A 26,840-nucleotide genomic window follows, 5' to 3' on the forward strand; every position below is an offset into this window, starting at 1 on the left:
CTACTTCGCCTGCGCGATGTCCGTGTCGATCTGTGCGGCGGCCTGCTTCAGGCCCGCCTTCAGGTCGGTGACCTTGCCGCTCTCGTAGTCGTAGCCGAGCTGCTGGACCGTCACCAGGTACACACCGCCGTTGACGGAGGCGGGTGCCGTCGTGGAGTCCGGGTTCGCGGCGATGTCCAGGAACGTCTTGAACCGCGGGTCGTACTTCAGCTTGGGCGACTTCAGGGCGGCCAGCGTGGACGGCACGTTGTGGATGGCGTTGGAGAAGTTCACCACCGCGTCCGTGTCGGTGCTGATGTACTTCACGAACTCCCAGGCCGCGTTCTGCTTCTTGCTGGTGGCGGCGATGCCGGCGATGGTGCCGGTGATGTAGCCCTTGCCGTACTGGGCGGCCTGGTCGTCGGGGACCGGCATCGGGGCGACGCCTATGTCGAACTTCGGCTTGGCGTCCAGGGCCATGCCGAGCCGCCACTCACCGTCGAGCTGCATGGCCACCTGGCCGGTCTGGAAGGGGTGCTTGGGGCCCCACTCGTCGCCGAGCGTGGCCCGGAACGTCTCCAGCTTCTTGTAGCCGCCGAGCGTGTCGACGAGGTGCTTCTGGAGCGTGAAGGACTTCTCGAAGGCCGGGTCCTTGGCGACGTTCGACTTGCCCTGGCCGTCGAAGTACGTCGGCGAGAACTGCCCGAGGTAGTGCTCGGTCGTGGTCTCCCAGCCGTGGTAGTCCGGCATGAAACCGAGCTGCTTGTAGCTGTCGCCCTGGGTGATCGTCAGCTTCTTGGCGTCGGCCTCGAATTCGGACCAGGTCTTCGGCGGAGCGGTGATGCCGGCCTTCTTGAACGCCGTCTTGTTGTAGTAGAGCCCGTACGCGTCCCCGAGCAGCGGCACCGAGCAGCGGTTGCCGTCGAACTGGGTGTACTCGTTCATCGCCTTCGGGAACGTCGTCTGCGGGTCGACGCCCGACTTCTTGAAGAAGGGGTTGAGGTCGACCAGCGCACCCGAGTCGCAGAACTTGCCCACGCTGTTGGTGGTGAAGGACGAGATGACGTCCGGGGCCTTGTCGCCGCCGGTGCGCAGCGCCTGGTTCATCTTGTCGTCGGTCATGTTGCCGACGACGTTGACGTGGATGTTGGGGTGCGCCTTCTCGAAGCCGGTGATCAGCGCGTTGACGGCCTTGACCTCGCTCGGCGCGCTCCAGGCGTGCCAGAAGTTGATGGTGGTCTTCGCGGAGGCGTCGTCGGTGGCGCCGGAGGAGGACTGGCCGGTACAGGCGGTGAGCAGGGCGAGCGAACCGGTCAGGGCGGTCAGGGCAAAAGCCGTCTTTCGGGCAGCGGAGGGTATGGGCATGGCAAGGACTCCCAAGGGCGGGCGGTGAGGGAAGGGGCCGGTGCGGGGGGCTGAAAGGGGCTGGTGCGGGGCTGGTACGGGTCAGCGCGAGGTGTCGAAGACCTCGTCGCGGGTGGTCGCGAGCGCACTCTCCAGTGCGCCGCGCAGCACGGGATGTTCCTGGACGTCGCCGACGACGAGCCGCGGCCGGGCGGCCGCCAGCTCCTCCAACTCGGCCTGGACCAGGGCGCGCAGCACTTCGCCGCCGGAGGTCAGGACGGTGCCGCTGAGGACGACCAGTTCGGGGTCGAGGACGGAGACGAGGGAGGCGAGACCGGTGGCGAGGCGGGTCGCGTAGGTCCGCAGGAGTTCGTGGTGCGGGCCGCTGCCGTGATCGGCGGCGCGGGCGACGAGCGCGGCGGCCACCTCGGAGTGCGACCCGGTCGGCAGGTCCCCGATGCCGAGCGCGCCGGCCAGCCTGGGCAGCGACTGCGCACCGGCGAGTTCCTGGTAGCCGCCGCTGTTGGCCTTGATGACCTGGCGGACCAGCGGGGTGCCCGGCACCGGCAGGAAGCCGACCTCGCCGGCGCCGCCGGTCCAGCCGCGGTGCAGCCGGCCGCCGAGGACCAGGGCGGCGCCGAGGCCCTCCTCGTTCCACAGCAGCACGAAGTCGCCGTGGCCGCGGGCCGCGCCGAGCCGCTGTTCGGCGATGGCGACCAGGTTGACGTCGTTCTCGTACTCGACGGGCATCGGCAGCGCGGCGGCGAGGTCGTCGAGCAGCGCGGGGGTGTGCCAGCCGGGCAGGTGCGAGGCGTAGCGCAGCCGGCCGGTGTTGGGGTCGAAGGCGCCGGGCGTGCCGATGACCAGCCGGCGGACGTCGTCCCGGGCCAGCCCGGCCGCCTTCACGGCACCGTCGAGGGCGTCGGTGACCTGCCGTACGACGGACTGGCCGGACCGCCGCCCCGGGGTGGGCAGTTCGAACTCGCCGACGGTACGACCGGTCACGTCGGCGACGGCGGCCCTGATCCGGGCCGGATTGACGTCGAGGCCGGCGGCGTAGGCGGCGCCCGGATTCACCGAGTACAGCTGGGCGTTGGGACCCGGCCGGCCCTCGCTCGTGCCGGTCGCCAGCACCAGCCCGGCCGCCTCCAGGCGGGCCAGCAGCTGGGAGGCGGTCGGCTTGGAGAGGCCGGTGAGCTTGCCGATCCGGGTCCGCGACAGCGGGCCGTGCTCCAGCAGCAGGTCCAGTGCGGCGCGGTCGTTCATGGCGCGGAGTACACGCGGGGTGCCCGGCGTACCGGCGGTTCCTGCCATGCGGTTCGACACCTGCCTTTCCAGCCGCTCAGTTTCCCAGTGACCCGGGTGATCGGTCCACCCGGGTGACGCGTCGGGATCACGCACCGGATCACGCACCCGGAACGCTCGCCCGGTGATCACTGTTAGGAAAGTTTCCTGTTGGCTGGAAAACGTAAGGCCGCCGGAAGGAGAGCGTCAATAGCCCGCCGACGCGGCAACCCACTCGTTACCTGCGCCCGGACAGCCGAAGGGCCCGCCCGGAAGACCGGACGGGCCCTGTGGTGAGGCGACCGCGGGTGCTACTTGACCTTGATGAAGTCGCCCGTGGCCGTCGCCGCCGCGGTGGTCGTCGTACCCGCGAAGACATAGCGGTAGTAGCCGCTCTTCGACGCCTTCACCGTGGTGGACAGGGCGCCGCCGGTGCCGGAGGTGATGCCCTTGACGTTCGAGTACGTCTTGGTGCCCTCGGCACGGAACTGCAGGACGGCCTTCTGCCCCTGGTAGCCCTTGTACGCGACGGCCTCCCAGTCGGCCCGGGTCAGCTTGCCCTTGACGGTGATCGTCTTGCCCTTGGCCACCGGCTCCGGGGAGGCGTCGGCGGTCAGCTTGGCCGCGCGCTGCACCTTGGCCGTGCCGAGGTTGCCCCAGATCGCGGTGCCCGAGTTGGTGCTGAGGAAGTCGTCCGAGACGGTGCCGTCGACGTAGCTGTAGAAGCCGCCGGCCTTCCAGGTGGTGGCGTCGGCGGCCTCGAACAGGCCCTCCTCCGGGGCGATGACGATCTTCTCGGAGCAGGTCGCGGTGACGGTCGTGTCCGTCGTCGCCGTCGTCGTGCAGGTGGGCAGGTCGTCGGGGCCGACGATGTTGCCCACCGACTTCAGGGTGCCGCGGTAGAGGATCACGCCGGCGAACGACGAGTCGCCGTCCACGTTCACGTCCACGGGTCGGGTCAGGGTGTACGTGACCGGCACGTTCACCGTCTTGGTGGTGCCGACCACGATCGCCTTGCCGTTGTTCACCTTGATGTCGGTGAACTTCAGGTCGGGCGTACTCGTGGCCGCGGAGGCGACGGGCGCCGCCAGACCGGCCAGGGCCAGGGCGCCGGACAGGGCGGCGCCTATGGCGAGCTTTCTCATGTGTCCCCACATTCGCAACGGGTCCCCGGGCGACTTCGCGCTCCAGAACAAGGACCCGTGGTGGAGTGACCCTAGATCACCGCGTGACGCGCGGAGTATGCGGGGGACCTGTGAAGAACATCTGAATCCGGCCGGACCCCGCTCCGTGATCACGACTCCGTCACGATCTTCGTCGCCCCTGGTCAAGCAGGCCTTTCACACGGCTTCCTGCTCTTGGATCCCGACACCGGCCAGGAGGACGGCGACTGAATATGACCCCTCGAAGACGGTTGTTCGTAGCGCTGCTGCCGGTCGCCCTCGTCCTGGCGGCGGGCTGTACGACGACGGCGACGACGGCGACGACGGATCCCGAGCCCTCGGCCAAGGCGTCCGCCACCGCCCCCTCCTGCCCGGGCGGGACCTTCCGGTGGACCGGTGTGACGCGGGAGGTCCGGCTCACCGAGGTCTCCCCGGTGGTGAAGGCGGTCGACGGCGACCGGGGATGGCTCACCTTCCACACCCGGCTCGTACGGAACATCGTGCCCCGGGTCGACACCAGCGACGGGAGCCTCTCCGCGCACCGCGTCCTGGCCGCGCTCGCCCGCCACCTCGAGCTGTGGGAGGCCGGGGAGTTCGCGGCGCCCGGGGAGGACTCGGCCGACCGTGAACGCCATGCGGTCCGGATGAAGCCGCTGGGGCGCGGCGCGCGCTTTGTCGAGGCCGAGGGCGTGACGGTCGTCGAGGGCAGCTTCACCGTCGCCTGCCCCGGCCGTGACGTCTACGGCAGCGTGTCCACCTGGGTGGTCGACCACGGGGCCGCCCTGGCCTGCGGCGTCGACCCCGGCGACGAGGCATGGGTCAAGGAGGCCTACCGGCTGGCCTGCGGCGGCGGTACCGCTTAGCCGGCTCCCTGCCGGCCGGGCGCCGACCGCGTGCCGGCTACTTGGCCGCCGGCCGCTGCGCGGCGATCGGGGTCGTCGCCGCCACCTGCGGGGAGTCCGCGTTGGCGAACGCCGACGGTGCCGCCACGGTCGCCGTCGGGTCCGGGGCCTCGTCCTCCGAGAGCGCGGTGGGGGCGCCGCCGACCATCCGGATGTCCGCCTCGTCGAAGGCCCGCTTGATCCGCCAGCGCAGCTCGCGCTCCACGGTCAGCGCCTTGCCCGGCATGGTCTTGGCGGAGAGGCGGACCACCATCGAGTCGATGAGGACGGAGTCCAGGCCGAGGATCTGGATCGGGCCCCACAGCAACTCGTTCCAGGGCTCCTCCTTGGCCATCTTCTCGGCGACCTCGTCCAGGGTGGCCCGGACCGCGTCCAGGTCCTCGCTGGGCCGGACGATGACGTCCACGCCCGCCGTGGCCCAGCCCTGCGAGAGATTGCCGATGCGCTTGATCTCGCCGTTGCGGACGTACCAGATCTCACCGCTGTCGCCGCGCAGCTTGGTCACCCGCAGTCCGACCTCGACCACCTCGCCGGAGGCGACCCCCGCGTCGATCGAGTCGCCGACGCCGTACTGGTCCTCCAGGATCATGAACACGCCGGACAGGAAGTCCGTGACCAGGTTGCGGGCGCCGAAACCGATCGCGACACCGGCCACACCGGCCGACGCCAGCAGCGGCGCCAGGTTGATCTGGAAGGCAGACAGCACCGTCAGCGCGGCCGTGCCCAGGATCACGAAGCTCGCCACCGACCGCAGCACGGACCCGATCGCCTGCGAGCGCTGCCGCCGCCGCTCGGCGTTGACCAGCAGTCCGCCGAGAGTGGTGCCCTCCGCCGACTCGACGGTCCGGTTCATGCGGTCGATGAGCTTGGTTATCGCCCGCAGCACGACCCTTCTGAGGACCACCGCGATCACCAGGATCAGCAGCACCTTCAGACCTATCGCCAGCCAGGTCGACCAGTTCTGCTCGACCCAGCTCGCGGCGTTCGTGGCGCTCTCCTGGGCGTCCTGGAGCGTGGGCACCGCCGGGGTGGCCGACCCCGAGGGGGTCGGCGACGGCGACGGACCGGCGGCCAGTAGGACGGCGGGCAAGGACACGGCGGGTACCTCCAGGCGGTGCGGTACTGCCCTCCGGCACGGCGTTCACGGTCACGTACGGCGTTCAAGGTCACGAAAAGGTCACCGGACGGGCAGGATCACCACACTAACGGGGCATCGCGTGTGCGCCCGACCAGTACGAGTAAGGAGAGACCGTGCTCACTTCGCGGGCCTCCCGGTTGAACAGGCCCGCTTGAAAAGGGGGGTATCCGGGGGATGAATGCCCTGTGGTCGAAAACACTCCCAGGCCGTTACGCGGACATGGTGGCGCGTCCACCAGGCAAGAGGGGAGACTGGCCACAGATCGTCCCGGCGCGAGCCACGCGCCGCCGACGCCCAAGGAGGCCCCCGTGCCGCATGTCCTGGTCCTCAACGCGTCGTACGAGCCGCTCGGCGTCGTACCGCTCCGCCGCGCGCTCGTCCTCGTCCTGGAGAACAAGGCAGTCGCCTTGGAGGAATCCGGCGCCTATATGCACAGCGCAACCGTCACAGTCTCCGCACCCAGCGTGGTCCGGCTCAAGCGATTCGTACGGGTTCCCTACCGGGGGCCCGTTCCTCTCACCCGCAGGGCGCTCTTCGCGCGCGACGGGGGCCGGTGCATGTACTGCGGTGGCGTCGCAACCAGCGTCGACCACGTCATCCCGCGCAGTCGCGGGGGTCAACACGTCTGGGACAACGTGGTGGCGTCGTGCCGCCGTTGCAACCATGTCAAGGCCGACCGCCATCTCTTCGAGATCGGCTGGCGGCTGCGGCACAAACCAGCCCCACCCACCGGCCTGGCCTGGCGCATCATCGGGACCGGCCACAGGGACCCGCGCTGGCTGCCGTACTTGCAACCGTACGGCGCGGACGACGCCCTGGCCCGGATCGACGGCATCTCCGCCTGACGATCCGGGCTTTCGCATACCCCGTGGCTGTCCGCCTCAGCCACGGGGTCCCTCGGCACGCGCACCGCGTACGACATACAGCGCGCCGCCCACCGCGAACGCCCCCAGCGCCGCCGCCCAGGCGCCCGGTTGCGCGCCCGGTTGCACGGGCCACGCCCACACCGTCGCCGCGCTTCCGCGCGCCCCCGCCGAGCCCAGGTACACGGCACTGACGTAACCGAAGGCCGGCAGCCAGCTCAGCCGGGCGCCGAGCAGCACCGCCGCCGCGGCCGTCACTCCCGTACAGCCCAGCGTGTTGCGTACGACGGCCGGCGGCCCGAAGGTCTCCGGATGCCCCAGCACCGCCAGCGGCAGCAGCACGGCCGCCAGCGCGGCGAGCCCGGCCAGCTGGGCCAGCCGGCGCGGCCACCACGGCCGTACCGCCGTACGGTCCAGTTCGTCGGAGGGCGAGTACAGGCTCACCCCGATCACCGCGGCCGCCAGCAGCGGGGCCAGCGCGACCACCGGCACCCGGCGGTCGGGGTCCAGGAAACCGTCCAGGCGGGCCGCCGCCCAGACGGCGAAGGCGGCCGTGGCGACGAGCGCGGCGAGGGTGGCGGGGACGGTGCGGGAGCGGGCGTAGAGCACGAGCGGCTTCCGGACGGAGGTCACAGGGCCGGCACCCCCTTCGCATCGCACGCGGCCCGGGCCGCGAAGTACGCCGACAGCCAGGTCCGGCGTTCCGCACCGCCCATCGCGGCCAGCCGGGCCCGGGCGGCGCGGCGCTCGGCCAGCGCGGCCCGGGCCCGCGCGTCCCCATGGGCGTCCAGGCGGTCGAAGTCCTCCTGCGCGGGCTGCGGCGAGAGGTAGTTCTCGACAGCCTCGTCGGCCGTGGAAACCGCGTCGTCCGGGCAGTCGCCGCGCAGCTCCAGCGCCCCCACCGCCTGCCACGCGAACATCCCGGGATCGGTCAGCCGCCCCCGCACGAACGACCAGCCGAGCGGCGTCAGCGACGGCAGTTGCGCCTCGTCCTCACGCGGCCCGCCGTCCCGGTCCGCCCAGCGCACCGGCAGGTTCCGGACGCCCTTCAGCTTTCCCGTGACACCCGACAGCGCCTCGGTGAGCCGCGGCAACGCACCCGCGTACCGGGCGTTCACGCACACCGCCGGGGTGACGGAGGTGTCGCACACCTGCCGGTGGACGAGCGGGTCGGTGCGCCACAGTCCGTCCCCGGCCTGCGTGAGCAGCACGGCGGCGGCCGCCGCGGCGGTCAGCGGCAGCAGCGCGGTCCACCGGCGCCGGGCCGCGTACGCCAGCACGGCCGCCCCCGCCAGGCCCCCGGTCCAGACCGCCATCGCCGTCGGCTGCCACCACACCGGCACCCGGGTGTCCATGATCGAGAACGCGGGGTTCAGATACCGCCCGGACCCCTCGTGCGCCGCCGCCGTCACCCCCAGCCCGACATACCCGGCCGCCGCCAGCAGCGGAGCCGCGAGCCGCGAGGGCACCAGCCGCCCCACCGCATGACCGACCAGCACCGCGGCCCCCGACACGAACGCGTCGGTGGGCACCAGGGCCGGCCGCGGGCCGTCCCCCAAGGCGTACGGCCAGGTCGCGAGCAGCGCCAGACCCACCGCGCCCGCATACCCGGCGGCCACCCAGAGCGCTGTCGGCAGCGCCGACACCAGGAACCGGGCCAGCGGCGGCCGTACCACCGTCCCCCACAGCTCCCGCGTATGCCGCCGCCGTTCCCGCCCGCCCTGCCAGCAGCCCGCCGCCGCGGCCGCCGGAACCGTGATCAGCACGGCGTTGTGCAGCTGTGCGGCCGTCTCCGCCCAGCCGCCCTGCCACCTGTCGGCGGACGCGGCGAGCGTCACGCCCAGCGTCAGCAGCACGGTCAGCCCGGCCCAGGGGGCGAAGCCCCGGCGCACCTCCGCGAGCAGCGGGGCCTTCGCCGCCGTCACGACGCTCATCGCGATGCCTCCTGGGTGGTGCGGTGGGTGCGCAGCGCCGTCGTGTAGCCGCGCTCGATCGGATGGTCGCCGGGGCCGTCGGACACCTCGCCCAGAGCGGCCAGCGCTTCGGGCGTGCCCCGGTAGGCGACCCGGCCCGCGTCCAGCAGGGTGACCTCCGTGCAGGCCGCGGCCACGTCCTCCACCAGGTGGGTGGAGACGACCACGGTCGCCGAGGCGCCCAGCTCGCGCAGCAGCTCCCGGAACTCCACGCGCTGTTCGGGATCCAGTCCGGCGGTCGGCTCGTCGAGCAGCAGGACCTCCGGTTCGTTGACGACGGCCTGCGCGATGCCGACCCGGCGGACCATGCCCCCCGACAGCGTCCGGATCTTCGCGTCGGCCCGGTCGGCGAGCCCGACCCGGGCCACCGCCCGTTCCACGGCCGCCGGGACCTCGGCGGCCGGCATCTCCTTCAGCCAGGCCACGTACGCCACGAACTCCCGCACGGTGAATCCCGGGTAGTAGCCGAACTCCTGCGGCAGATAGCCCAGCCGGGCGCGGACCTCGCCGAGGGCGCGATGCCCGGCGGTGTCCCGGCCGAGCAGCTCCACCCGGCCCGCGGCCGGCCGGGCGACCGTGGCCAGCACCCTGATCAGGGAGGTCTTCCCGGCGCCGTTCGGGCCCAGCAGCCCGTGCACACCCGTGCCGAGCGCGAGGTCGACCGAGTCCAGGGCGACGGTCCTGCGGTGCCGGACGCACAGGCCGGTCACTCGTATGCTCAACGGTTCTCCAGGTGGTCGTAGGCGCCTCGGCGGACGGCCAGGAGCGCGGCGCACGCGACGGCGGCCGCGGCCCAGCCGGCCTGGGTGCCGTCGAAGCGGGCGGACAGCTGGCCGGCCAGCCGTGCGGTGAACGGGCCGCCGTGGGCGGCGACGGCCGGGACGAGGACGGCGGCCAGCCAGCCGCCGCCGGTCACCGCGGTCGCGGTACGGCAGCCGACGCAGGACGCGAGCGCCAGGGAGCCGAGGGTCAGCGCGAGGCCCGGCAGCAGCCAGGCGGCGGCCGCGGGGGCGCCCGAGGCGGGCAGCGCGGCGCCGGTGACGGTCAGCGCGGGAAGGCTCACGGCGAGGACGGCGGCGGTGCGGGTGAGTGCGAGGCGCAGCCCGCCGGAGGGGGTGGCCGCGGTGATCTCGTGCAGGGGGTCGGCGTGCGGGCCGTAGGAGAGGGCGACGCCCGCCACGGGGACGACCGGGGCGATGGTGAGGAGGAGGGTGCGGGTCGCGGAGTAGCCCGCGGCTTGGTCGAGGAGGAGGGCGCCGACGACTACGGAGAGAAGGGCCAGGAGCCAGGTGCCTTTCAGAGCGGGGCCCAGGGACCAGAGGGTGGGGTGGAGGCGGGGGGACCGGTGCGGCTGGGTGGGGGCTGGTCGCGCCCACGCGGGGGAGCCGCACACCTCGGAGTCCCGCGCCCCCGTGGGGCGCGTCGTGGGGGCCGCCGGTGCCGAGTCCCCTGTCTCTGCCAGTACCAGGTCCCGTATCTCCGCCAGTGCCGGTCCCGCTGCTGTGTTTCCCACCGCCGCTGATACTCGGGTCGCGCAGGTGGTGCAGGCTTCCAGGTGCTTCTCCAGGGACCACGCGTCCGCCTCCGCCAGCGTGCCGTCGGCGTACCGCAGGGTGAGGTCCTCGGAGGCGTGCCAGGGTGTCGTCATGCCGGGCCTCCCGTCGGTGAAGGATTCAACTGGGCCAGGGCGGCGCGGAGTTCGGCTCGTGCCCGGAGCGCGCGGGACTTGACCGTGCCCTCCGGTATGCCGAGCAGCCGCGCGGTCTCCCGGGTGGACAGGCCGTCCACAACGGTTGCCCGCAGCACCTCGCGCAGTTCGGGGGAGATCCGGTCCAGGGCGGTGCCGACATCGCCGTACTCCAGGCCCGCGAGCACCCGGTCCTCCGCGGAGGGCGTGACGGCGGGGCCGGGCGGGGGCGCCACCCGTGCGGCCCGCTCCTGCACCCGACGGGCGTCCACCAGCCGTCGGGCGGCGATCGTCCACAGCCAGCCGCCGGCCTCCTGCCCGCGATGCCCGGCCGCCGACCGCCACACCGTGACGAAGGTGTCCTGGAGCACCTCCCGTACCACCTCGGGGTCGGCGCAGCGCCGGGTCAGGCGGGCGTACAGCCAGCCCGCGTGCCGGTCGTACAGGACGGCCAGCGCCGAGCCGTCGCCGGCCGCGACGGCCCGCAGCAGCGCCGCATCCCCGCCGGCCGTCTCCTCGTTCTCCCGGTGGCCCCCCATGGGGCGGAACAGTCTCACAGCCTCTTTATCGATCACCCGGACGCGGTCGGTTCACCCGGTGCGGGGACGGCCGTGGGGAGTGCGCCCGCCGCGACGGGGTAGGCCTGCCAGGACGCGGCATCCGCCGCCGTACCCGACGTCAAGGACAAGGAGGCCACCGTGGCCGCAACGGTTCACCATCCGATCCCGGCCCAGTTCAAACCCCCGGTGCAGACCGAGGAGGACTCCCTGCTGTGTGTGTTCAGCGCCGAGACCGTCTGCGCCGAGGCGCCGCTGACCAGCGAGCCGCCGCTGCCCGACGCCGAGCCCCTGACCAGCGAACCGCCGCTCGCCGACCTGGCCCCGCTGACCAGTGAGCCGGGGTTGTAGATGAGCGAAGCCCTGGACCGGGGGCTGTGCCGGCTCGCCGAGCTGCACGGCGTCGCCACCTCCTACAGCCCGTCCCCGGACCGTACGGTCGCGGCCTCGGCCGGTGCCGTGACCGCCGCGCTGGCCGCGCTGGGCGTCGACGCGAGCGGCCCGGAAGCCGTCCGCACCGCCCTCGCCGAACGGGAGCGGGACCTCGCCGAACGGCTGCTGCCGCCGACGGTCGTCCACTGGGCCGGCTCCGGCGACCCCGCCCTCGGCCTGCCCGCCGGCACCCGCCTCGAGGTGCGGACGGAGGACGGGGAGACCCGGGACGACGTGACGGACCTGCCGACCGGCGTGCACCTGCTGACCGCCGCCGCGCCCGACGGGCGCACCGCCCGCGCCCACCTGATCGTCGCCCCCGACCGGCTGCCCACCCCCGCCGGCCGCTCGTACGGACTCCTCGTCCAGCTGTACTCGCTCCTCTCCCACCGCTCCTGGGGCATGGGCGACCTCGGTGACCTCGCCGACCTGGCCGACTGGGCCGGACGCACCGCCGGCGCCGGATTCGTCCAGGTCAACCCGCTGCACGCGGCCGTGCCCGGACCCCCGACCGACCCCTCCCCGTACCGCCCCTCCTCCCGCCGCTTCCCGGACCCGGTGCACCTGCGGCTGGAGTCCGTCCCCGAGTACGTCCCGGACCCCGCGCTCGCCGAACGCGCCGGACGGCTGCGCGCCACCGTCCTCGACCAGGACGCCCACATCGACCGGGACGCGGTCTGGGAGCTGAAGCGGGAGGCACTGGAGGCGCTGGCCGCCGCACCGCTCACCGCCGCCCGGCAGGCCGCCTACGACGCCTTCCGCGCCGAACAGGGGCAGGCCCTGGAGGACCACGCCACCTGGTACGCGCTCGCCGAGCTGCACGGCTCCGACTGGCACCGGTGGCCCGAGGACCTGCGCGACCCCCGCTCGGCGGAGACCGCCCGAACCCGCGCCGCGCTGCGCGACCGGGTCGCCTTCCACTCCCGGCTCGCCTGGCTCACCGACACCCAGCTCACCGCCGCCCAGCACACCGCCCGCGAGGCCGGGATGCCGGTCGGGATCGTGCACGACCTCGCCGTCGGCGTGCACCCCCAGGGCGCGGACGCCTGGGCGCAGCGCGCGTTCTTCGCCGCCGGGATGTCCGTCGGCGCCCCGCCCGACGCCTTCAACGCCCGCGGTCAGGACTGGGGCCTGCCGCCCTGGCGCCCCGACCGCCTCGCCGCCTCCGGCCACGCCCCCTACCGCCAGCTGCTGCGCGCCCTCTTCCGCTACGCCGGCGCCCTGCGCATCGACCATGTGATGGGCCTGTTCCGGCTGTGGTGGGTGCCGGAGGGCCGGCCGCCCACCGAGGGCACCTACGTCCGCTACGACGCCGAGGCGATGCTGGCCCTGCTGGCCCTGGAGGCGACCCGGGCGGGCGCGGTGGTGATCGGGGAGGACCTGGGGACCGTGGAGCCGGGGGTGCGCGAGACGCTCCAGCGGCACGGGGTGCTCGGCACGTCGGTGCTCTGGTTCGAACGGGACTGGGACGGCGACGGCCGCCCGCTCCCCCCGGAGAGCTGGCGCGCCGACTGCCTCGCCACCGCCACCACCCACGACCTGCCGCCCACCGCCGCCCGCCTCACCGGCGAGCACGTCGAACTCCGCGACCGGCTGGGTCTGCTGACCCGCCCGGTGGCCGAGGAGCGGGCGGACGCGGCGGCCGACACGGCGGAGTGGCTGGCCCTGCTGACCAGGCTGGGTCTGCTGGCCGTGTCCGACGCCGGTGACGAGGAGGCCGAGATCCGGGCCGTCCACCGTTTCCTGCTCCGCACCCCGGCCCGCATGGTGGGCGTCTGGCTCCCCGACACGGTCGGCGACCGCCGTCCCCAGAACCTCCCCGGCACCTGGGACCAGTACCCGAACTGGCGCCTCCCGATCGCCGACGCGACGGGCCGCCCGGTGACCCTGGAGGAGCTGATGACGTCGGCGAGGGTGCGGGCACTCCTGGAGGTACTGCGGCCGGACAACCCGCCCGACCCGGAGGACGACGGCCGCGCGGTATCCGTTTCCAGCCCGTCCGGGGCGTGAGACCGGTATCGCCTTTCGGCGGCCGGCGGCTCTCCGGCAGAATCCGGCGGCTCTCCCCGGGCGGTCACGGCGGTGTGCGGCGGCTCGTAGAGGTACCCCGGACGCGCGCCCCTCAAGTCGGCCCGCTAACTTGGGCAGCGTGGACAAGAAGAACGCCCTGCGCGCCGGCGCCCTGGCTGCCGGTACGACGCTGATGATGCTGCTCCTGTCGTCCCCTGCCCTCGCGCTCACGCGTGACGACGGCGACGACCCCGGCAAGGGCCTGAGCGTCATCGAGACGCTGGGTCTCTACGTCCTGATCCCGCTCGTGCTGTTCGCGGTCATCGCGGGCCTGGTCATGGTGCTGGACAAGTCCAAGATCCGGGTCACCAAGCCGGGCACGACGAAGGCCAAGGCGAAGGCCTGACCTCCGCTTCTCCACCGAGGGCGCCGGTCGCCTTCCGTACGTCCCGCGGCGGGGCGTACGGGAGCTGACCGGCGCCCTCGGTGCGTCGCTCAGGGGCTCGGCGCGGTCAGATACCGCTGCAGGGTCGGCCCCAGCCACGCGAGGATCTCCTCCCGCGCCAGCGCCACCACCGGCGGCAGCCGCAGCACGTAACGGGTCAGGGCGAGCCCCATCAGCTGCGCGGCGCACAGCCCCGCCCGTGTCTGCACCTGCTCGGGGTCGGGGCACACCCGCTGGGCCACCGGTACCACCTGCTCCCGGAAGATGCCCTGCAGCCGCTCGGCCCCCGCCTTGTTGGTGATGCCGACCCGCAGCACCGCGGTGAGCTCCTCGTTCGCCTCCCAGATGGTCAGGAAGTGGGCCACCAGCGCCCGCCCGACCTCGGTGCGCGGCACCTGGGACACGTCGGGCATCCGCAGGTCGAGCGCGACGGCCGCCGCGAACAGGCCGTCCTTGTTGCCGAAGTAGCGCATGACCATGGACGGGTCGATGTGCGCGTCTTTGGCGATGGCTCGGATGGTGGCGCGCTCGTAGCCGTCGGTGGCGAAGCGCTCGCGGGCCGCGGCCAGGATGGCGGAGCGGCTGGCGTCGGAGCGGCGCGTCGCCGAGCCGTTCGTGGGCTCGGTGTTTCTACTGGGGGTGCCGGTCATGTCAACGAGCGTAGGCCAACATCCGTGGGCCAACAAGTGTGGGCCAACAAGCGTGGGCCAGTAGATATGTGGGGTCGGCGGATGTGGGCCAACAGATGTGTGCCAACGGCTGTTGGCCAACGAGTGTTGACTCGCGCGACCGCCCCGTCCTACCGTTGTCAACAAGCGTTGGCCAACAGCCGTTGGCCGGCTCCTGTTGATCAACAGTCGTTGGCCAACGAGTGAAGGCATCCAGAGGAGGCCCCCATGAACGGCCCGACCGCCGCCCCCGAAACCTCCCGCGTGATCGTCGTCGGCTCCGGTCCCACCGGCCTGCTCCTGGCCGGTGACCTCGCCGTCGCCGGCGTCCCGGTCACCCTCCTGGAGAAGCGGCCCCACCGGATCAGCAACCTCTCCCGCGCCTTCGTCCTGCACGCCCGCGCCCTGGAGCAGCTCGACGCCCGCGCCGTCGCCGACGAACTGGAGGCCGTCGGCAAGCCGCTCGCCCGGCTCAACCTCTTCGACGGGCTCACCCTCGACCTCGGCGGCCTCCCCTCCCGCTTCCGGCATGTGCTGGTGATCCCGCAGTACGAGGTGGAGAAGGTACTGGAGCGCCGTGCGGTGGAGGCGGGTGTCGACTTCCGCCACGAGTCCGAGGTGACCGGGCTGACGCAGGACGCCGACGGCGTCACCGTGCACGTCAAGGGCGCCGCGGACCTGCGCGCCGGGTACGTCGTCGGCACCGACGGGATGCGCAGTGCCGTGCGGGAGGCGATCGGGCTGCCGTTCCCGGGGAGGTCGGCCATCCGGTCCGTCGTCCTCGCCGACGTGCTGCTCGACGAGAAGCCCGAGACGCTGATCACGGCCGCCGCGGTCGGCGACGCGTTCGCCTTCCTCGCGCCCTTCGGCGACGGCTACCACCGTGTCATCTGCTGGCACCGCGGCCGCGACGTCCCCGACCACGAGCCGGTCGACCTCGACGAGGTCAGGGAGATCACCCGGCTGGCCCTGGGCCGCGACTACGGGATGCGCGAGGCCCGCTGGATGTCCCGCTTCCACAGCGACGAGCGGCAGGCCCCCGGCTACCGGGTGGGCCGGGTCTTCCTGGCCGGCGACGCGGCGCATGTGCACACCCCGGCCGGCGGCCAGGGAATGAACACCGGTCTGCAGGACGCGGCCAACCTGAGCTGGAAGCTCGCCGCCGTGCTGCACGGCCACGCCACCCCCGACCTGCTCGACACCTACCAGGCCGAACGGCACCCGGTCGGCAGGTCGGTGCTGCGCAGCAGTGGAGCCATCGTCCGCCTGGCGATGGCCAAGGGCTGGCAGCTGCCGGTGCGTTCCGTGCTCGTGACCGCCCTCGACCGGCTGGCCCCCGTCCGCGCCAGGATCATGGGCCAGATCACCGGCGTCGGATACAGGTATCCGGCCCCGAGGGGCGCCCATCCCCTCACCGGCGCGCGCGTTCCCGACCTCGCCCTGGCCGGCGGCGGCCGGCTCTACGAGGCCCTGCGCGGCGGCCGGTTCGTGCTGGTGACCCCGGGTGCGTACGACGCGGGCGAGGGGCGCGCGGACCGGCTGGCGGTGGCGCACTGGGCGAGCGACCGCGGTACGACGCTGCTGGTGCGGCCCGACGGGTACGCGGCCTGGGCGGCGGAGGACGCCCGGGCCGCGGACATCGGGTCGGCGCTGGCCGCGCATGTCGGCTGAACGGACGCCATCGGCGGCGGACCGGCTCAGCCGACGGTGAAGTCGGTGACCTTGGTGTCCAGGGTGGTACGGCCGTCCTCGGCGGTGGCGAGTACGGCGAAGTGCCAGGTGCCGTGCGGGGCCGACGCGGCGTCGGCGGCGGACACCGCGGCCCTGTACACGCACCGCGCCGTGTCTGCCTTGGCCGGCGCGCAGGTCGCCGACTCCACCTCGGCCATGTCCTTGGCGGTCGGCGGCTCCTTCGCGAACCGGGACTTCTCCGGCCAGGCCAGCACCTTGAGGCTCTTCACCCCGGAGGACGCGGTGACCTCGGTGGAGAAGGTGACCGAACCGTCCCGGCCGCCGTCGGGCGCGGTGTAGCGGGCGGTGCTGTGCGCGAAGGCGGGCGGCTGGTCCCCCGCGTAGGCGAGGGCGAAGGCGCCGGCGCCTCCGAGGACGACGACACCGGCGGCGATGGACAGAGCGATACGACGGGACATGACGGTTTCTCCGTGACTGAGGAGTGCCTCGACTGGACGAACCGGCGCTCCGTGCCGCGCCGTTGCACCGATGCTCGCAACCCACGGGAACCCCGGGCGTGAGCACGGGTACTCAACTCCGCCTGGGTGATGGGGAGTAGGCGCCTGGTCGGATCTCTTGACAGCCGCTGCGGCGGGAGTTCCCATGGGGACGCTCAACATCCTTGTTGAAAAGGGGAGTTGAAATGCCGACCAAGATCGAGATCCGCCCGTTGGACAAGAAGGAAACCACAGGGGACAGCAACGCCAACGGCACCTGACCGGGGACCCGCCCTACGGCTGTGCGCACGAGGGCTCGCCCTACGGCTGTGCGCATGAGGAAGGGGGCGTCCGGGGCATCGGCCCCGGGCGCCCCCTTCGTCGTACCGTCGGCTACTCGGCCGCCGCGTCCGCCGCCTGGGCCCGCAGGGCGCGCTCGACGCCCGCGCGGGACTCCGAGACGAGCCGGGCCAGGGCCGCGTTCGGCTGGGCCGCGGCCAGCCAGGTGTCCGTCTTGGTGACGGTCTCCTCGGAGACCTGGAGGGCCGGGTAGAGGCCGATCGCGATCTGCTGGGCGATCTCGTGGGAGCGGGTGTCCCACACCGACTTCAGGACCTCGAAGTACCGGTCGGTGTACGGCGCCAGCAGCTCACGCTGGTCGGTCTGGACGAAGCCGCCGATCACCGCCTCCTGCACGGCGTTCGGCAGCTTGTCGGATTCGATGACCGACGCCCACGCCTCGGCCTTCGCCTCCTCGGTCGGCCGGGCGGCCCGGGCGGTGGCCGCGTGGCGCTCGCCGGCGGCCGTCTTGTCCCGCTCGTACTCGCCCGCGATCTCCGCCTCGTCGAACCGGCCGACCGCCGCCAGCCGCTCCACGAACGCCCAGCGCAGGTCGGTGTCGACGGCCAGGCCCTCGATCGTGTGGGTGCCCTCCAGCAGGCTGTCCAGGAGGTCCAGCTGCTCCGGGGTACGGGCGGTCGCCGCGAACGCGCGGGCCCAGGCCAGCTGGTGGTCGCTCGCCGGGGCGGCCGACCGCAGATGCGCGAGGGTGGCGTCGGTCCAGCGGGTGAGCAGGGCCTCGCGGGCGGTCGGGTCGGCGTACAGCTCGACGGCGAGCTTCACCTGGCGGTGCAGGGACTGCACGACACCGATGTCGGACTCCTTGCCGATGCCGGCCAGCACCAGGGACAGGTACGCGCGGGCGGGCAGTTCGGCGTCGCGGGTCATGTCCCAGGCCGACGCCCAGCACAGCGCGCGGGGCAGGGAGGACTCGAAGTCGCCCAGGTGCTCCGTCACGAACTGCAGAGACTGCTCGTCCAGGCGGACCTTCGCGTACGACAGGTCGTCGTCGTTGAGCAGGAACACCGCCGGACGGCGGCGGCCGGCCAGCTGCGGTACGGCGGTCAGCTCGCCGTCCACGTCCAGCTCGATGCGGTCGGTGCGGACCAGCTTGCCGCTCGTCTCGTCCAGGTCGTACAGGCCGATCGCGATCCGGTGCGGGCGCAGGATCGGCTCGCCCTTGGCGCCGGCGGGCAGCGCCGGGGCCTCCTGGCGGATCGCGAAGGAGGTGACGACACCGTTCGCGTCGGTCTCGACGTCCGGGCGCAGGATGTTGATCCCGGCGGTCTGCAGCCACTTCTGCGACCAGGTGCTCAGATCACGCCCGGAGGTCTCCTCCAGGGCGCCCAGCAGGTCGGACAGGCGCGTGTTGCCGAACGCGTGCCGCTTGAAGTACGCCTGCACGCCCGTGAAGAACTCGTCCATGCCGACGTAGGCGACGAGCTGCTTCAGGACGGACGCGCCCTTGGCGTAGGTGATGCCGTCGAAGTTGACGAGGACGTCGTCCAGGTCGCGGATCTCGGCCATGATCGGGTGCGTGGAGGGCAGCTGGTCCTGCCGGTACGCCCAGGTCTTCATGGAGTTGGCGAACGTCGTCCACGAGTGCGGCCAGCGCGAGCCGGGCGCGTACGCCTGGCAGGCGATGGAGGTGTAGGTGGCGAACGACTCGTTCAGCCACAGGTCGTTCCACCACTCCATGGTGACCAGGTCGCCGAACCACATGTGGGCCAGCTCGTGCAGGATGGTCTCGGCCCGCGTCTCGTACGCCGCGTCGGTCACCTTGGACCGGAAGACGTACTGGTCGCGGATGGTCACCGCGCCCGCGTTCTCCATCGCGCCCGCGTTGAACTCCGGCACGAACAGCTGGTCGTACTTCTTGAACGGGTACGCGTAGTCGAACTTCTCCTGGAACCAGTCGAAGCCCTGCCGGGTCACCTCGAAGATCGCGTCCGAGTCCAGGAACTCGGCGAGCGAGGGCCGGCAGTAGATACCGAGCGGCACGCTCTGCCCGTCCTTCTCGTACACGCTGTGCACGGAGTGGTACGGGCCGACGATCAGCGCGGTGATGTACGACGAGATGCGCGGCGTCGGCTCGAAGACCCAGATGTCGTCCTTGGGCTCCGGCGTCGGCGAGTTGGAGATGACGGTCCAGCCGCTCGGCGCCTTCACCGTGAACTGGAAGGTCGCCTTGAGGTCCGGCTGCTCGAAGCTGGCGAACACGCGACGCGCGTCCGGCACCTCGAACTGGGTGTAGAGATAGGCCTGCTCGTCGACCGGGTCGACGAACCGGTGCAGGCCCTCGCCCGTGTTGGTGTACGCGCAGTCGGCCACGACCCGCAGGACGTTACGGCCCGCCAGCAGGCCCGGCAGCGCGATCCGGGAGTCCTCGAAGACCTCGGCGGCATCGAGCGGGTCGCCGTTCAGGGTGACCTCGTGGACCGCCGGGGCCACCAGGTCGATGAAGGAAGCGGCGCCTGCTTCGGCGACGTCGAAGCGCACCGTGGTCACGGACCGGTAGGTACCGCCCTCCTGCGCGCCGGAGAGGTCGAGATCGATCTCGTACGAGTCAACGGTGAGCAGCTTCGCCCGCTGCTGTGCCTCTTCGCGAGTCAGGTTTGTGCCAGGCACGCGGTCATCTCCTCGTTATGTGTGGGTTGCGCCATCCTTCCATGGCAGCCCGGCCCGGGCGACGAGGGAAAACCCCAGAGATCGCCCGGGACGGGAGGCGTCAGGCGGCGGTCGTGCCGCCGTCGACCGGCATCGCCGCGCCGGTGACGAAGGAGGAACGGTCGCTGCACAGCCACAGCGCGGCCTCGGCGACCTCGGCCGGGCCGGCCATCCGCTTCTGCAGGGTCTCGCCCTCGAACCGCTCCCGCAGCTCCGGCAGCGTCCGTACCGCCCGGTCCATCATCTCGGTGCGGGTGCTGCCCACCACCAGCGCGTTGACGCGGATACCGCGCTGCGCGTACTCGGCCGCGGCGGCCCGGGTGAGCCCGAGGACGGCGTGCTTGGCGGCCACGTAGGCCGCCGACGCCCCGGTCGCCCGCTGCCCCGCGACACTCGACGTGTTGACGATCGTGCCGCCGCCGGAGCCGAGCATCTCGGGGATCTGGAAGCGCAGGCAGTTCCAGACCCCGCGCACGTTGACGTCCATGGTCTGCTCGTAGACGTCCTGGCCGGTCTCGTGCAGCTCGGTGCCGGCGGTGCCGAACCCGGCGTTGTTGAAGGCGCAGTCCAGTCGGCCGAAGCCGGCGACGGCCGTACGGACGACCCGCTCGACGTCCTCGGCCGAGGCCACGTCCGCCGGTACGGCCAGGGCCCGGCCGCCGCCGGCGCCGATCTCCTCGGCCAGCGACCGCAGCCGGTCCGCGCGCCGGGCCGTCAGCACGACGGCCGCACCCTCCCGCGCGAACAGCCGCGCGGCGGCCGCCCCGATCCCGCTGGACGCCCCGGTGATCATGACGACCTTGCCGTCGAGGACGCGTGACGTGACGCACGACGGCTGAGTGTTGCTCATGTGTGGTGGCTCTCCCCTGGACGACGAACGTGATCACCGGCGCCCCGTAAGGGGCGCGGGGCTGTGCCGATATGCGCTCCACCGCGTGGGCGCGATCAGCCCCCACGTACCCGCACCCGCCCGACGGCAGAACGCGGCACCCCCTGAGGCGCCCGGCCCCCCTACTTCGCCGACAGCTCTTGCGCCACCAGCTCCGCGATCTGCACGGCGTTCAGCGCGGCCCCCTTGCGGAGGTTGTCGTTGGAGACGAACAGCGCGAGACCGTTGTCCACCGTCTCGTCGCGGCGGATCCGGCCGACGTAGGACGGGTCCTGGCCGGCCGCCTGCAGCGGGGTCGGGATGTCGGAGAGCTCGACGCCCGGGGCGTCCGCGAGCAGCTCGGTGGCGCGCTCGGGGCTGATCGGGCGGGCGAACCGGGCGTTGACCTGGAGGGAGTGGCCGGTGAACACCGGGACGCGGACGCAGGTGCCGGAGACCTTCAGCTCGGGAAGCTCCAGGATCTTGCGGGACTCGTGGCGCAGCTTCTGCTCCTCGTCGGTCTCGTTCAGACCGTCGTCGACGAGGTTGCCGGCGAAGGGGAGGACGTTGAAGGCGATGGGCCGCTTGTAGACCTGCGGCTCGGGGAAGTCGACCGCCGCGCCGTCGTGGGTGAGCTTGTCCGCGTCGGCGGCGACCTTCTGCACCTGCCCGTGCAGCTCCGCGACGCCCGCCAGGCCGGAGCCGGACACCGCCTGGTAGGTGGTGGCGACCAGCGCCTGAAGGCCCGCCTCCGCGTCCAGCACCTTCAGGACCGGCATCGCGGCCATCGTGGTGCAGTTCGGGTTGGCGATGATGCCCTTGGGGCGGTCGGCGATCGCGTGCGGGTTCACCTCGGAGACGACCAGCGGGACCTCGGGGTCCTTGCGCCAGGCGGAGGAGTTGTCGATCACGACGGCACCCTGGGAGGCGACCTTCTCCGCGAGCGCCTTCGAGGTGGCCCCGCCCGCCGAGAACAGCACGATGTCCAGGCCGGTGTAGTCGGCGGTCGCCGCGTCCTCCACGGTCACGCCGTCCAGCACGGTCCCGGCGGAGCGGGCCGAGGCGAACAGCCGCAGCTCGGTGACCGGGAAGTCGCGCTCCGTGAGGATCCTGCGCATGACCGTGCCGACCTGACCGGTGGCTCCGACGATTCCGACCCTCACGGTGACTCCCTCTGCATACGGTGACGTGTGACTACGGCCTTTCCATCATGCGGCCGACCCGGGTCAGCCTGTCCAATTCTTTGCCCGCCATGCCCGCCGAACGGACCTCACGGCCTGTGGAACTCCCGTCGGTACCCACGCTGAGCTGCAGAAAATACCTCCGCGTGGCCTTCGTGCCGCAAGCTGTGCTGCGTGGCGCGCCGGTGTGACGTACGCCTCGGAAAAGATTTCCGGGAGCCGTCCGAACGTTTCCGGGGGCCGCGGCGTCGTAGGGGAAACGCGGTGAGGGGGGTGGGTTGTGCTGCGCAGAAAGGCCCGCCGGGCCCAGGGGGACCAGCACGGTGATCCTCTGGACGCGGACCAGGAGCGCCGGGTACGGGCGGTGCTCGCGCTGGGCGGCGTACCGCAGGCGGACCTGCTGGACGGGGTACAGCAGGTCCGCCTGCGGCTGCTGGAGCGGGCCGCGAGCGGCCGGGAGGCCCCGCGGGACGTCTCGGCGTGGGCGGCGGTGGTCGCCTCCAACCTCGCCATGGACTGGCACCGCGCCAAGCGCCGTCAGGAACGCCTCGGCGAACGCCTGGCCGCCCTCCGCGTCCCCGACCACACCCCCGGCGAGGACAGCAGCCTGCTCTCCGTCGCCGTCGCCCGCGGCCTGGACGAACTGCCGGACACCCAGCGCCAGGTCCTCGTCCTGCGCTTCTACGCCGACCTGCCGGTGCGCGGCATAGCCGAGGAGCTCGGCATCCCCGAGGGCACGGTCAAGAGCCGGCTGCACACGGCGGTGCGCGCCCTGCGCGCCCGCCTGCACGAGGACGAGGTGGTGTGACCATGCCCGCCGAACACGACGGCTACGACGGCGAGGTCCGGGACGACGGCCACGACGGGTACGGCCGGAGCGAGGCGCAGGACGGGATCCCCGCTGGTGCTGCCGGCGAGGCCGACGCCCTGCTCGCCGTTCTCCTGGACGAGCCGCTCTCCGACGGGCAGCGGGCCGACCCCGGCTTCATGGCCGAACACCGGGCCGCCGCCGCCGACGTGGCGCTGTTGCGTGCGCAGCTCGGGAGCATCGGGGACGCCCTGGCCGAGCCGCCGCGCCCGGAACCCCGGCCCCGGCCGAAGCCCCGGCCGCGCCCCCGCCCCTGGCAGCACCCCCATGTCCGCTCGCTCGGTCTGGTCGGTGCCCTGGCCGCCGCGTTCGTCTCGGCGGTGTTCGGTATCGGCTGGCTCACGGCGAACGGCGTCGACAGCAAGGCGTCGGACAGCAGCGCCGACAGCGCGGCCGGCGGCGCGTCGGTGGGTGCGTCGGGCAAGGAGGCCTTGGGCGGCGCCCGTTATCTGGCCTGCGCCCGGCTGGTCGTCGAGGGCACGGTGACCGGTGTGCGCCGGCTGCCGCAGGGCGGCGGGGAACGCGTCACCCTCAAGGTGACCCATGCCTACAAACCGGCGAAGACCGGTGCGGAGGTCGACGTCCTCTTCGCGGCCGGCGCCGACCCCCGGATCCGCACCGGCGCCCGCCTCCTCGTCGGCGTCACGGAGGGACGGCAGGAGCCCGACCGGTACGCGGTCGGCGAGGCGGAGATCGCCCCGGAGCGGTCCTGGATCGTCCACGACCTGCCCGAGTCGCGCACCCTGACCTGCCGGGAGTGAGAAGGGGCGGGCGCCCCGCAGGACGCCCGCCCCGGCACCGCGGCTGTCACCGCTACTGCGTGACCTTCTCGATCTTCACGCTGCCGATGCCCGCGACCGTGCCGTGGGCGTTGACCAGCTGGACCCGGCCGAAGAACTCACGTCCCTCGGGGGCCGCCGTGGCTGCCGTGACCTGGCCGGTCACCGTGGCCGAGGCACCCGTGCCGAGCTTGACCGGCGTCGACCCGTCGACCGAGACCGTGCCGAGCGCGGCGGAGAAGAACACGTCCCGGTAGTCGTAGTCGGTGGTGCCCGACGGGACCGAGTAGCCGGTGACCTCGACGGTGTACGTACCGGCGGCCGGCGAGGCGATGGACACCGCCTCCTCCGAGTCGCCGTCGGCGGACAGCCCGACCTGCTTCCCGGACGCGTCGTACACCGCCAGGTCGAGGTCGGCGGCCGTGTCGGAGACGCCACCGATGGCCACGTCCAGCGACTGCGCACCCGCCGGCACGGTCACCGTGGAGGTCTGGACCTCGCCCTCCTTGATCGAGGGACGGGCCGTCTTGGAGGAGCCGAGCGGGCCGCCGACCAGCTTGCCGTCGAGCGCGGCGAACTCGTTGGTCACCTTCCAGGAGGCGTCGACCGGGACGCCGGCCTTGGCCTCGGGCAGGGTCACGGTCTCCGGGTCGAAGGCCGCGCCGAGCACGGTGGCGTCCAGGCGGTAGGGGTTGTCGAGCAGCGGCGAGGTGCGGCGCGCCTCGACCTCGATCTCCCAGACCCCGGCCTGCGGGTCGGCGTAGGAACGGACGTCCGGCTTGCAGCCGTTGCCGTCGAGGTAGTTGTTGTAGCAGTACGGGGTGCCGGTGTCCTCGACCGGGACGCCGTACGGGTGGATGGAGATGAACCGCGTCTGGCTCTTGGCGGCCAGCCCGCCGATCGCGACCTCCAGCGCCTTGGCGCCCTCGGGCACGGTCACGAAGTACGACGTGGAGCTGTTGCGCTGCACCGAACCGGACGCGGCCCAGGTGTAGTGGACGGGTGCCGACACCACGACCGTCGTCAGGATCTGCTTGTCCACGCCCTCGGTCTTCGGGTCGTCGACCTCCAGGATCGCCGACTTGATGCCCGAACTCTTCGCCCGCGCCTGCACCTCGACCGTCACCGGCTGGTTCAGCGGCAGCTTCACCTCGTCGGAGCCGAGGATCTTGAAGGTGTGCCCGGCGTTGTTCTCGAAGTGCAGCTCGTGCCGGACCGCCTTGTCCGCGCCGGAGGTCCGGGTGATGGTGACGTCGTACGTCTTCTTCTGCCCGGCCTTGAGGCCGCCCTCGCGGTCGTAGAGGCCGGTGCCGAAGCCCGGGGTCTTCAGCGCGTAGTCGATCGCGGTGTCGACCGGGGCCTTGACGGTGTAGTCGTGCGCGGTGGCGTGGTCGCGGATGGCGTCCCACGCGTCGACGATGTCGATGCGGCCCGCGCCCTCCTCGTACGCCTGCACGTCCTTGATGTGGTGGGCGGTCGAGGTGAGGGCCGTGCGCAGGTCGGCGGGGGAGAGGCCGATCCCCTTCTCCTTCGCCGCCGACAGCAGCAGCGCGGAGGCTCCCGCGGCCTGCGGGGAGGCCATCGAGGTGCCCTGGAGCATGGAGTAGCCGGCCGGCAGCGAGTAGCCCGCCTCGGCGACCGGGGAGCCCGGCAGCCAGGTCTGGGTGGTGTTGATCGCGGCACCGGGGGCGACCAGCGTCGGCGTGAAGCCGCCGTCCTCACGCGGACCGCGCGAGGAGAAGGGCAGCAGCTGGTACTTCGTGGTCACCTGGGAGCCGTAGTTGGCGGCCCAGGTGTCCTTGGAGATGCCCGCGCCGACCGAGATGACCTTGTCGGCGAGTCCCGGGTCACCGATGGTGTTCGCGCCCGGTCCCGAGTTGCCCGCGGAGATCACCAGCTGCACGCCGTAGGTGTCGATGAGCCGGGTGTAGAGCTCGGCGCGCGCGTTGTTGCCGTCGTTCAGCGCCGGGAGGCCGCCGATCGACATGTTGACGATGTCGACGCCCCGGTTGGCGACCAGGTCGATCATGCCCTCGGTGAGCGCGACGTTGGTGCAGCCGCCGGTCCAGGTGCAGGCCCGGGAGGAGACGATCTTCGCGCCCGGAGCCGCGCCGTTCATCTTGCCGCCGAACAGGCCGTTGGCGGCGGTGATGCCGGCGACGTGGGTGCCGTGCTCGGACTCGATGACACCGATGTTGACGAAGTCGGCCGTCTTGCCGACCCAGTCCCCGCCCAGCGGGTCCATCGGGACGTCCTTGCGGATCTGCACGACGAACGGCTGCCGCTCGACGACGTCGGTCGCCGGGTTGTCGGTGCCGAAGTAGCCGACCTGGTAACCGTCCTTGTACGGCTTCATCGGCTTGTCGTCGGAGAAGTCGCCGTTGTTGTTCAGGTCGACGGTGACCGTGCCGGCCGCCGGGTCGTAGAGCACGCCCCAACTGTCGGTGGTGTCGCCGTCCCGGTTGGCGTCACCGGCCGCGTCGCCGCCCGTGGTGTACGACTCCTTGAAGAGGCTGACCTGGTACGACCCGGCGGGCGCCGTCCAGGTCCTGCCCTGGTAGCTGAAGCTCGGCCCGGACACGGCCGTGACCATGGGCCGCCAGGTCTGGTCGCTGTCGACGAGCGGGTCGGTCGAGGTCACCCAGTCGACGATCTTCCGCTCGCCCGTGGTGGTCTTCTGCAGCGCCGGGTGGCCGAGGTCGACACCGGAGTCCAGGATGCCGATCGTGATGCCCCGGCCGTCCGCCTTCGGGTGGTCCTTGACGAAGTCGACGGCGCCCGTCTCGAAGGAGGGGTTGTACGGGTTCTCGGCGGGGGTGTTCTTCCCCGGCGCCGGATAGGTCTTCGCGGCCTTGGCCGACCTGGCGGTGTCCGACACCGCCGGGTCGTCGAGCTGGATCTCCTGGCGCAGGTCGATCGCCTGCACCGAGGACAGCTTCGCGGCGGCGGCGATCGCCGAGTCCGCCCGGCCGGTGGGGACGGTGGCGCGGACATAGCCGAGCTTGTCGTACGTACGGCCCACCGAGCCGCCCTTGACGCCGTCCAGCTCCCGGGCGACCTGCGCGGTCTGCCCCGGTGCGGTCGCGATCATCATCGTGACGTTCTTGGTGCCGTCGGCCTTGGCCTCGGCGAGCAGTTCGGCGTCGTCCGAACCGAGCTTGTCGTGGGCCGACTTGGCGTCCGCGGTGGCGGTGGCGGCCGGGGTCGGCGTCGCGGCGGCGGCCAGGGGTATCGGCCCGGCGGCGGAGAGCGCGGCCACGACACCGACGGCCAGGGCCATGCGGCCCATGCGTCTGTGGCCCGGTATCGGGTCGTGCTGGGGGCTGAGGGTCATCTGCATCCCTTGTAGGTAAAGGAACGAGCATGGAGCGGCCGGAACCTGGTCAAGAACCGGCACGTAGGCGCACAGCTTTCCCCAAGGGAACGGTCTTTTGGGAACGTTGACCGAATCGATATGAACGTATGGGGAAAACCCCCTATCTGTGTCCTTGCTGTGAAAGGAAATCCCGTTGGCCGCCGGACCCC

23 protein-coding genes are annotated in these 26,840 nt (G+C 72.3%); 8 read left to right on the plus strand and 15 right to left on the minus strand.

Going from position 1 to position 26,840, the window contains the following annotated elements:
• The 3 genes from ABZ642_RS16875 to ABZ642_RS16885 form a co-directional block, all read right to left on the minus strand.
• The gene (locus tag ABZ642_RS16875) at positions 1–1,344 is read right to left on the minus strand and encodes an ABC transporter substrate-binding protein (RefSeq protein WP_360483720.1); all 1,344 of its coding nucleotides are present in this window, start codon (positions 1,342–1,344) and stop codon (positions 1–3) included.
• Between the two features lie 81 nt (positions 1,345–1,425).
• Positions 1,426–2,637: an ROK family transcriptional regulator gene (locus ABZ642_RS16880; RefSeq protein WP_360483723.1), complete on the minus strand. Its 1,212-nt coding sequence runs from the start codon at positions 2,635–2,637 to the stop codon at positions 1,426–1,428.
• A gap of 281 nt (positions 2,638–2,918) precedes the next feature.
• Positions 2,919–3,752 (minus strand): hypothetical protein, encoded by an 834-nt coding sequence (locus ABZ642_RS16885; protein ID WP_360483726.1) that lies wholly within the window; start codon positions 3,750–3,752, stop codon positions 2,919–2,921.
• Positions 3,753–4,003: 251 nt separating this feature from the next.
• On the opposite strand from ABZ642_RS16885, the gene ABZ642_RS16890 reads away from it, so the two are divergent.
• Positions 4,004–4,633 carry a hypothetical protein gene (locus tag ABZ642_RS16890; protein ID WP_360483729.1) on the plus strand — a complete coding sequence of 210 codons (630 nt, stop codon included), beginning with the start codon at positions 4,004–4,006 and terminating at the stop codon, positions 4,631–4,633.
• Positions 4,634–4,670: 37 nt separating this feature from the next.
• Here ABZ642_RS16890 and ABZ642_RS16895 read toward each other — a convergent pair whose 3' ends face one another.
• On the minus strand, positions 4,671–5,768 hold the full coding sequence (locus tag ABZ642_RS16895) for a mechanosensitive ion channel family protein (protein ID WP_360483732.1): 1,098 nt from the start codon (positions 5,766–5,768) through the stop codon (positions 4,671–4,673).
• Between the two features lie 350 nt (positions 5,769–6,118).
• Between ABZ642_RS16895 and ABZ642_RS16900 the strand changes: the two genes are divergently transcribed.
• Positions 6,119–6,655, plus strand: coding sequence for an HNH endonuclease (locus tag ABZ642_RS16900; RefSeq protein ID WP_089107458.1), 537 nt, complete (start codon positions 6,119–6,121; stop codon positions 6,653–6,655).
• 36 nt (positions 6,656–6,691) lie between these two features.
• On the opposite strand, the gene ABZ642_RS16905 is transcribed toward ABZ642_RS16900, so the two are convergent.
• The 5 genes from ABZ642_RS16905 to ABZ642_RS16925 are packed head-to-tail and all read right to left on the minus strand — an operon-like array spanning position 6,692 to position 10,872.
• Positions 6,692–7,306 (minus strand): hypothetical protein, encoded by a 615-nt coding sequence (locus tag ABZ642_RS16905; protein WP_360483735.1) that lies wholly within the window; start codon positions 7,304–7,306, stop codon positions 6,692–6,694.
• Positions 7,303–8,607: a hypothetical protein gene (locus ABZ642_RS16910; RefSeq protein ID WP_360483738.1), complete on the minus strand. Its 1,305-nt coding sequence runs from the start codon at positions 8,605–8,607 to the stop codon at positions 7,303–7,305. Before ABZ642_RS16910 ends, ABZ642_RS16905 begins: the two co-directional genes overlap by 4 nt.
• Positions 8,604–9,356: an ABC transporter ATP-binding protein gene (locus tag ABZ642_RS16915; RefSeq protein WP_360484339.1), complete on the minus strand. Its 753-nt coding sequence runs from the start codon at positions 9,354–9,356 to the stop codon at positions 8,604–8,606. The genes ABZ642_RS16910 and ABZ642_RS16915 overlap by 4 nt, the downstream gene beginning before the upstream one ends.
• A gap of 8 nt (positions 9,357–9,364) precedes the next feature.
• Positions 9,365–10,294, minus strand: a complete 930-nt coding sequence (locus tag ABZ642_RS16920) for a zf-HC2 domain-containing protein (RefSeq protein ID WP_360483741.1) — start codon at positions 10,292–10,294, stop codon at positions 9,365–9,367.
• Entirely contained in the window at positions 10,291–10,872 is a 582-nt protein-coding gene (locus ABZ642_RS16925; RefSeq protein ID WP_360484341.1) for an RNA polymerase sigma factor, read from the minus strand. Before ABZ642_RS16925 ends, ABZ642_RS16920 begins: the two co-directional genes overlap by 4 nt.
• 159 nt (positions 10,873–11,031) lie before the next feature.
• Here ABZ642_RS16925 and ABZ642_RS16930 point away from each other — a divergent pair, with 159 nt between their 5' ends.
• The 3 genes from ABZ642_RS16930 (at position 11,032) to ABZ642_RS16940 (ending at position 13,738) form a co-directional block, all read left to right on the plus strand.
• Positions 11,032–11,241 carry a hypothetical protein gene (locus tag ABZ642_RS16930; protein ID WP_360484391.1) on the plus strand — a complete coding sequence of 70 codons (210 nt, stop codon included), beginning with the start codon at positions 11,032–11,034 and terminating at the stop codon, positions 11,239–11,241.
• Positions 11,242–13,332 carry a 4-alpha-glucanotransferase gene (gene malQ / locus ABZ642_RS16935; RefSeq protein ID WP_360483744.1) on the plus strand — a complete coding sequence of 697 codons (2,091 nt, stop codon included), beginning with the start codon at positions 11,242–11,244 and terminating at the stop codon, positions 13,330–13,332. It begins immediately after the preceding gene.
• 139 nt (positions 13,333–13,471) lie between these two features.
• Positions 13,472–13,738 (plus strand): hypothetical protein, encoded by a 267-nt coding sequence (locus ABZ642_RS16940; RefSeq protein WP_360483747.1) that lies wholly within the window; start codon positions 13,472–13,474, stop codon positions 13,736–13,738.
• An 89-nt stretch (positions 13,739–13,827) separates the two neighbouring features.
• On the opposite strand, the gene ABZ642_RS16945 is transcribed toward ABZ642_RS16940, so the two are convergent.
• Positions 13,828–14,427: a TetR family transcriptional regulator gene (locus ABZ642_RS16945; protein ID WP_360483750.1), complete on the minus strand. Its 600-nt coding sequence runs from the start codon at positions 14,425–14,427 to the stop codon at positions 13,828–13,830.
• A 246-nt stretch (positions 14,428–14,673) separates the two neighbouring features.
• On the opposite strand from ABZ642_RS16945, the gene ABZ642_RS16950 reads away from it, so the two are divergent.
• Positions 14,674–16,116 (plus strand): FAD-dependent monooxygenase, encoded by a 1,443-nt coding sequence (locus ABZ642_RS16950; RefSeq protein ID WP_360483753.1) that lies wholly within the window; start codon positions 14,674–14,676, stop codon positions 16,114–16,116.
• A gap of 26 nt (positions 16,117–16,142) precedes the next feature.
• Here the strand turns inward: ABZ642_RS16950 and ABZ642_RS16955 are convergent, their stop codons facing one another.
• The 4 genes from ABZ642_RS16955 to ABZ642_RS16970 form a co-directional block, all read right to left on the minus strand.
• A complete protein-coding gene (locus ABZ642_RS16955; RefSeq protein ID WP_360483756.1) occupies positions 16,143–16,595 on the minus strand; it encodes a DUF5707 domain-containing protein in 453 nt (150 codons plus the stop codon).
• Between the two features lie 411 nt (positions 16,596–17,006).
• Positions 17,007–19,580, minus strand: coding sequence for an aminopeptidase N (pepN, locus tag ABZ642_RS16960; protein ID WP_360483759.1), 2,574 nt, complete (start codon positions 19,578–19,580; stop codon positions 17,007–17,009).
• Between the two features lie 100 nt (positions 19,581–19,680).
• Positions 19,681–20,469, minus strand: a complete 789-nt coding sequence (locus tag ABZ642_RS16965; protein ID WP_360483762.1) for a glucose 1-dehydrogenase — start codon at positions 20,467–20,469, stop codon at positions 19,681–19,683.
• 161 nt (positions 20,470–20,630) lie between these two features.
• Complete coding sequence (locus ABZ642_RS16970; protein ID WP_360483765.1) at positions 20,631–21,650, minus strand: aspartate-semialdehyde dehydrogenase; 1,020 nt, start codon at positions 21,648–21,650, stop codon at positions 20,631–20,633.
• Positions 21,651–21,948: 298 nt separating this feature from the next.
• Here ABZ642_RS16970 and ABZ642_RS16975 point away from each other — a divergent pair, with 298 nt between their 5' ends.
• Together ABZ642_RS16975 and ABZ642_RS16980 are read left to right on the plus strand one after the other, a co-directional pair.
• Positions 21,949–22,476 carry a sigma-70 family RNA polymerase sigma factor gene (locus ABZ642_RS16975; protein ID WP_360483768.1) on the plus strand — a complete coding sequence of 176 codons (528 nt, stop codon included), beginning with the start codon at positions 21,949–21,951 and terminating at the stop codon, positions 22,474–22,476.
• Positions 22,477–22,478: 2 nt separating this feature from the next.
• Complete coding sequence (locus ABZ642_RS16980) at positions 22,479–23,297, plus strand: hypothetical protein (protein ID WP_360483771.1); 819 nt, start codon at positions 22,479–22,481, stop codon at positions 23,295–23,297.
• 52 nt (positions 23,298–23,349) lie between these two features.
• Here ABZ642_RS16980 and ABZ642_RS16985 read toward each other — a convergent pair whose 3' ends face one another.
• A complete protein-coding gene (locus ABZ642_RS16985; RefSeq protein WP_360483774.1) occupies positions 23,350–26,649 on the minus strand; it encodes a S8 family serine peptidase in 3,300 nt (1,099 codons plus the stop codon).
• Positions 26,650–26,840 lie beyond the last annotated feature (191 nt).

Origin of the sequence: Streptomyces sp. NPDC007157, assembly GCF_040634235.1 — a bacterium.
Taxonomy (GTDB): domain Bacteria; phylum Actinomycetota; class Actinomycetes; order Streptomycetales; family Streptomycetaceae; genus Streptomyces.

Excerpts from the sequence above, each read along its gene's own strand:
- ABZ642_RS16875 (WP_360483720.1), bottom strand. The coding sequence starts at position 1,344 with ATGCCCATACCCTCCGCTGCCCGAAAGACGGCTTTTGCCCTGACCGCC.
- ABZ642_RS16880 (WP_360483723.1), bottom strand. The coding sequence starts at position 2,637 with ATGGCAGGAACCGCCGGTACGCCGGGCACCCCGCGTGTACTCCGCGCC.
- ABZ642_RS16885 (WP_360483726.1), bottom strand. The coding sequence starts at position 3,752 with ATGAGAAAGCTCGCCATAGGCGCCGCCCTGTCCGGCGCCCTGGCCCTG.
- ABZ642_RS16890 (WP_360483729.1), top strand. The coding sequence starts at position 4,004 with ATGACCCCTCGAAGACGGTTGTTCGTAGCGCTGCTGCCGGTCGCCCTC.
- ABZ642_RS16910 (WP_360483738.1), bottom strand. The coding sequence starts at position 8,607 with ATGAGCGTCGTGACGGCGGCGAAGGCCCCGCTGCTCGCGGAGGTGCGC.
- ABZ642_RS16920 (WP_360483741.1), bottom strand. The coding sequence starts at position 10,294 with ATGACGACACCCTGGCACGCCTCCGAGGACCTCACCCTGCGGTACGCC.
- ABZ642_RS16925 (WP_360484341.1), bottom strand. The coding sequence starts at position 10,872 with ATGGGGGGCCACCGGGAGAACGAGGAGACGGCCGGCGGGGATGCGGCG.
- malQ (WP_360483744.1), top strand. The coding sequence starts at position 11,242 with ATGAGCGAAGCCCTGGACCGGGGGCTGTGCCGGCTCGCCGAGCTGCAC.
- ABZ642_RS16945 (WP_360483750.1), bottom strand. The coding sequence starts at position 14,427 with ATGACCGGCACCCCCAGTAGAAACACCGAGCCCACGAACGGCTCGGCG.
- ABZ642_RS16950 (WP_360483753.1), top strand. The coding sequence starts at position 14,674 with ATGAACGGCCCGACCGCCGCCCCCGAAACCTCCCGCGTGATCGTCGTC.
- ABZ642_RS16955 (WP_360483756.1), bottom strand. The coding sequence starts at position 16,595 with ATGTCCCGTCGTATCGCTCTGTCCATCGCCGCCGGTGTCGTCGTCCTC.
- ABZ642_RS16965 (WP_360483762.1), bottom strand. The coding sequence starts at position 20,469 with ATGAGCAACACTCAGCCGTCGTGCGTCACGTCACGCGTCCTCGACGGC.
- ABZ642_RS16980 (WP_360483771.1), top strand. The coding sequence starts at position 22,479 with ATGCCCGCCGAACACGACGGCTACGACGGCGAGGTCCGGGACGACGGC.
- ABZ642_RS16985 (WP_360483774.1), bottom strand. The coding sequence starts at position 26,649 with ATGACCCTCAGCCCCCAGCACGACCCGATACCGGGCCACAGACGCATG.